General features: G+C 55.5%; 5 protein-coding genes. All 5 read right to left on the bottom strand.

Going from position 1 to position 5,316, the window contains the following annotated elements; translation table 11 throughout:
- The coding region (locus AK963_RS25055) for a hypothetical protein (protein WP_202969863.1) at positions 1-1,231 on the bottom strand (1,231 nt) is incomplete at its 3' end.
- Between the two features lie 27 nt (positions 1,232-1,258).
- The gene (locus AK963_RS25060) at positions 1,259-1,654 is read right to left on the bottom strand and encodes a hypothetical protein (protein ID WP_066018114.1); all 396 of its coding nucleotides are present in this window, start codon (positions 1,652-1,654) and stop codon (positions 1,259-1,261) included.
- Positions 1,655-1,663: 9 nt separating this feature from the next.
- Entirely contained in the window at positions 1,664-4,240 is a 2,577-nt protein-coding gene (locus AK963_RS25065; protein ID WP_066018115.1) for a tape measure protein, read from the bottom strand.
- A gap of 76 nt (positions 4,241-4,316) precedes the next feature.
- Complete coding sequence (locus tag AK963_RS25070) at positions 4,317-5,063, bottom strand: phage tail tube protein (RefSeq protein WP_066018116.1); 747 nt, start codon at positions 5,061-5,063, stop codon at positions 4,317-4,319.
- A gap of 20 nt (positions 5,064-5,083) precedes the next feature.
- Positions 5,084-5,316: hypothetical protein (locus tag AK963_RS33605; RefSeq protein WP_202969864.1), on the bottom strand; the 233-nt coding region annotated here is incomplete at its 5' end.

Below are 5,316 nucleotides of genomic sequence, written 5' to 3' on the forward strand. Positions count from 1 at the left end.
TCACCACCAGAGTGCCCGGTCGTGGCTTCGCCTCGGCCATGTTCAGTGTGTAGTTAAAGCCCCGGTTCTGGTTGGTGATGGGAATGGCACCGCTGACGGCAGCTCCGGTAATGGCCACGGCAGGCTGGTAGCTGGCAGAAGCACTGGCGGTGGTGTAACTGCTGGCTCGCCATACGTTGATCTCGCCCAGCTCATAGTCGACGGTCAGTTGGCTGTAGTTGTTGCTGCCGCTTTTGTGGATCAGCAGGCCTGCGCCGTCGTCCTCAAAGGTGCCGCCCTCCAGTGAAAGACTCAGGGTCTTGGGCAGGACGCCTCGCTGCAGGTAAGTCCGGCTCTGGTTGCCGCTGATATGAACAAAGCGACAGGCGACGTTTCGGGTGCTGGCTGAAGTCGCCACCATCGTTTTGCCGGTGTAACCGCCATACTGATCCAATAGTGGGCTTTCCACTTTGGCGCTGGGCACTAGTGCGTTGTAAACACTCGCAGCCTTGATGGTCAGGTCACCAGCGGTGATGTTAGCACTTACTGACTGAATGCCGTAATAGCGGGAGGTGTCGGCGATCTGGGTGGTGTGGACGGTGCTGGTCGGTTCTTCAGGGACGCCGGGGAATGGCTGCGCTCCGATAAACGTGGTGATCAATGGCGCACTGATGTCCATCTCAAGTTTTCGCCGGGTAAAGTCCACAAACTTGCCGCCCTGGTTATAGGTAAACGTGGCCACCTGGTGGGTGAGGCCGGTAATCCGGACAAACTGGCTCACCTGCTCATCCGGTGTGGTGATCTTGTAAACTTCGCCGATCTCGGGAATGGCCAGCTCCTCCCGCTGATAGCCGACGATGGTTCGCTGTCCCTGCAGCTGGTCACCAATGGGCAGCCAGCTGGCTTCAATGCCCGGCACCACATAGCTCTCGATCCGGTTTCGGGCGTCGGCTCGCTCGTCGGTCTGGTCGTCGGTATTGAATAAGAGGACGCTGACGTTCGGGTCTTTCGGTGGCTCGGTGAGGATCAGGTGGCTGCCCAGATAGGCATCGCTGTTGTCGGTACTGATCCCGATAAACGCTTTACGCAGTGCCACGTCACCGATGGTTCGGTCTAATCGTGAAATGTCCCTGAATAAATTATTCACGTTGCCGTCGATCACTTCGTTGCCGGTTACCCGTCCGCCACCGTCCTCCTCGTCGGTCAGGCGCTGGCTTTCAAAGAGTTTTACGTCGCTGTTATTGATGGCCATCCATGTCACCTTTGGTTATCTGGGTTGCTATGCTGCCGGGGGTTCCACGGTCAGTAGACGCAGGGTCAAGCTGTATTGGTAGTTGTCATCGGGAAACGCAAAGGGCAGTATCTGTTGCGCTTCCACTGGGCTGCCTGATGTTCGGTCAAAAATTACCGAAAACTGCCGCAGGTCGGGCAAGGTCAGGGTCATGACGTTGTTGACGGTTTCGCTCAAGGTGAGCAGGCTGGCCACAGTACTTCGGGTCACCCATCCGGCGTCCTGCCCACCGGAGAGCTCTATGGGGCGACCATACTGTTTGCTCTGCTCCTGAATCAGCAAAGCACCGGTTAAGGTGCGTTCCTGGCTCTGCTCCACCGGGTTCCAGTCAAACTCGTTTATCCACAGCAAATCATCGGGCAGTGTGATGCTATCCAGTTGCATAGGCCTTCCTTACACGGATCTCAATCCGGCGTTTTTCAGGGCTTCCAGCAATTTGCTTTCATCGCTTCGGTTGACGCCCACGTTGACGCTGCCGCCGGGGTACTCAAGACGGATAATCTTGTCGGCCTGTTTACTGTGTGCGCTTTGCGGTGGTGGGTTAATGCGTGAATTTTCCCGCTGACTGGGCAGCTTCTGCAGCTGTTCGGCTCGCTGCTCGGCGGCCAGCTGGTTACGTTTCTCCCGGTAAATGGCATCGTTGAGTCGCAGGGCTTTGCTCAAGTCCTGGATGCTCTGCTGGTTGCCACCGGCCCTGGCTTCTTCCAGCTGGTTTTTCAGGTCTCGCTGGCGGCTCTGGTGCTGGCGCTTTTCGATCTGGTCTTGCTTACCCTGGAGGCGGTCTAACTCGTTCTGTAACCCGTCCAGGGTGTTTCTGGCGCTGCTGTTCAGTGACTCCATGCTTGACTCGGCCTGTTGTATAGCGCTGTCCAGCTGGCTCAGGTCTTGCTCGTTCAATAGCTGCATAGAATAGGCGGCGCTCTGGCCTTCTCTGGCCATCCGTCGTGCCGATACTTCGCCGTTGTCGTACCCGGTCAGCAGCTCCTCCAGGGCGATCTTCTGCTCTAAAAACTGCTTTTTTACATAGGCGGCGTTCTGGGCGGTGTCGGTCATCCAGTCATCGATGCCGGTAATATCAAACGAATAGTTATGCTGTAACTTGTTCAGTTCCTCGTTGGTGCCTTCAAGCTCCTTTTTTAATGCGGCGACGCTGCCCTGGCTTTCGCTGGTGTCGATATCCCCGACACTGTTCATCTTCTCGAAGGCTTCCCGGGCGCTGCTGCTCATCCCCTGCAGTTCGGCGTTCAGGTGGTTGTAGTGACCGGCCATCGCTCCCGCTATGGTGGCGCTCTCACCCATGGCGGCGTTGTGCTGCTGGCTCACGTTTTCGCTGGTTTTGCCCACTTTGCTCAAGGCGTCGCCGGTCATCTCTGCCTGATCTTTCAGCTGTTGTAATTTCTGGCGGCTCGCTTCGGTGGCGGCGGTGTACTCCTCGAGGGAGAGTTCTCCCCGACTAAAGGCTTCGGCCAATGCCACACCCAGGCTGGCCAGCTCGGTTCGGGTGTCGGCGTTGCTGATCTGTGCCATCGCTTCGGCGGCGTCTTTAAAAGCCCCTTTGGCAGTGTCAGCGGTGTTGGTCACCTCCTCCTGGATGTCTTTTTGTTTTGCAATTAATTCATCAGCGTAATTTTGCCAGAGCAATTTCTGGCTATCGGTCATGGTCTTTACGGTGTCGGTGCTTTTTGAAATAGCAGCCTCGCTTTCTTCTGCAAAGGTGTCCCATATCCCGGTCAGCGAGTCCTTCACATCGTTGGCATCGTTGGCGGCCTGTGAGGCGAACTCTTTCGTCAATGACTTTAAGTAGTCCATTGTTCCTTTCAATTTTTCAGCTATGCCATCCAGCCCCAGGGCGTCGGTGACTTCCTGCCAAACTTTCACGACCCCGTATAAGATGCCGGTATAGGCTGACGCAAACCCTTTGACCACCACCAGAAAACTATTAAAGAAAAATTTAATGGTGTTACTGGTGAACTGAAAAGCGGAGCGCATCTTGCCGAGGACGGTGCTGACGCTGTTAAAGGCTTCGGTGGCTCCCTGGACGAATTGTTCAAAGGAAATTGAAGCCAACGACAGCCGTACTGACTCCGCCATGCTGATAAACCCGTCGCTGATTTTTTGCGCGAGTTCCTGCAGCTTGCCGTTTTTCCCCAACTCATCCAGTTTGTTACCGAATGCGGTCAGCTGCGTCTTAACGTAATCGAGCCATCCGGCATCGGCGACGCTGTCTTTAAACTCTGTCCAACGGTCGGCCATATTCGACATCAGACCACTCAGCAGCCCCATGTTGGCCTTGGCGGCTCCCGCACTGCTTTTGCCGATCCCGTCAATCAGCCCCTTGATGGCTTCTCTGCCCAGCTTGCCGGCGCTGGATAGCTTCTGTAGCTCTTGGGTATTCTTGCCGGTGACCTTTTCCAATAGTGACCAAACGGGCACCCCTCGCTCGACCAGCTGCAGAATTTCTTCGCCCTGGAGCTTCTGCTTTGCCCAGGCCTGCCCCAATGCCAGGCTGATCCCTTTCAAACGCTCCATGCCGCCACCGAGCTTGGAGGTCTGGTCGACAATGGCCTGCAAGGTGCCATCCATCGGGTCTAGCCCGAAGTTTTTCAAAGCGGTAAAGGCGTCAGCGACTTCCTGCAGTTCCAATGGCGTGTTCTTGGTAAACTCCTTTATCCACGCCATTGCCTGCTCGCCTTCGGCCATGCTGCCCATGATGGCGTTCAGCTGCACTTCCAACCGTTCAAACTGATCCCCGGTGTTTAATACCCCCTGCATGGCTTTTTTGATGGCGTAAAAGCCCACGCTGGTGAGTACCAGGTTGCGGATGCTACGGCCTAAACTTGCAAAGCGATGTTCGGTCTGCTGGCTGGCTCTGCCCATGGTGCGTAACCGGGCAGTGACTTTGGTCAGGGCTCCCTTGGCTAAATCCCGAGCCCGGATAACGATATTTAAAACGCTGTTATTGCTGGCCATGTCCCTGGCTCCTTCTGGCTAAAAAAAAAGGCCACCCGAGGGCAGCCTTAAAACGGGCTTGTTAGTCGCTGGACGCTTATATGGCCTGAACGACTTTCATAAACTGTGACATGCCAACACCGCCGATGCTGCTGTCCCTCAACACCTCAAACTCCATTGATACTTCGGCAAACTCGTCACTGATAAAGGGCAGCCCCTGTACTGGCGAAAACTTCAGGCGGTGCATGGTAATGCTCACCGGTTTTCCGGACTGCGCTTCGTTCATGCCGTCAAAGAACAAAGCAAACTCCTCGCCGGCTTCCACCAGTGCCTGCATGATCTCTTGCGGTGCTTTGGTGTAGCTCACCTTCACGCCACCGTTATCAATAGCGCCGGTACCGATTACGACGATACCGTTGGCGGTGAGGTTGTAATCAGTGCCTTCGGTCAGTGCGCTGTCCATATCGTCTTTCACGGTGATGCTCTGGCTATGGTCAGGGGCAAAGGCAAAGGGCAGCAATTCACCGTCGGTGCCGCTGGCGGCGATCACTTCATCGGTGACTGAACCGCTGGCCTCTTCGCTCACCGCAGCTCTCAAGGCAGGCGCTAAACTGGCGGCGCTTAAATCCATAGCGGTCATGCTGCCGGTGACGCTGTCTATTCTGGAAACCACATTGACGTTACCACCGCCCACGCTGGTGTAGTCCTTCTGTTCTTTCTTGTCCTCTTCAAAACTCACTTCCAGGGCGCTGCAATTGCCCACCGGTAAAAAGCCGGTACTGGCGCTTAACCGCTTGAGGTAAATTTTGCCTTTGCCAATGTAGGAGCGATCTTGTGTGGCCATTGTTCAGTTCCTTCTGTGGTTCATGGTCGGGTCAGGGTCTGTTCCCAGGAGATGCCCCATAATGCTACCCCCTTTCGGTCTATCTCTCCGCTGTATAAATTTTCCGCTGAGATGCTGCTGGGCTTTACCGGCTTCAGGTAGTCGGTGCCGAATCGGTTAAACGGCAGCTGCTCGATAATGGCTTCGGTCAGTAACAGGGCGCTTTCATGCCGTGGCTCGTTTTTGCTGTCGCTGCAAATCACAAAGGCGGCCA

This window comes from Endozoicomonas atrinae, assembly GCF_001647025.1.
In the GTDB taxonomy this organism is placed as follows: Bacteria; Pseudomonadota; Gammaproteobacteria; order Pseudomonadales; family Endozoicomonadaceae; genus Endozoicomonas; species Endozoicomonas atrinae.